The sequence below is a fragment of the Bacillus sp. Medicinal_06 genome (genome assembly GCF_056711665.1).
The window spans coordinates 1-405 of record NZ_JBWYHD010000072.1 but is presented as its reverse complement, the minus strand read 5'-3'; the positions used below and the strand labels follow the sequence as shown (position 1 = coordinate 405).

The window sequence follows — 405 nt, the reverse complement described above, 5'->3', positions numbered from 1 at the left end:
GATTGCCTACTGTAAGAAAAACTCACGTTTAGTATACAAAATACGAATCAAAATGCCAATACATTTAAATTTATATTCAATCCGATGGGTCAAAGCGCCAGATTTATTTCTTATCCAAACGCGTACTGATCCGTTCCAAATTTTACAATCAATATCAACATCACATACTTAAAAGGGTTCTGTTGCGAAGTTTTGTTAAGGTTAAGTGGTGCCAACAAAAAGTTGTACATTTTATGCGATTGTGAGTAGCTCCTGTAATTCATTGTATGTCGAAAAATCGAAGTCTGAGCCAAGACTTCGGTTTCGTTTATATAAAGCATGAATGGTTTCGATGCCTTTCAAGGTACGGGAAGCGTGGCGAAGATTTTGAAATCCTGCGGATTTGGAAAAACGTCGCTTCACATG

The 405-nt window shown here is 37.0% G+C and carries 1 pseudogene; it reads right to left on the bottom strand.

The annotated features are described in order from the left end of the window. Positions 1–231: 231 nt before the first annotated feature. Positions 232–405 (bottom strand): annotated as a pseudogene (locus tag AC1M36_RS28540) (IS6 family transposase); the annotation flags it as partial.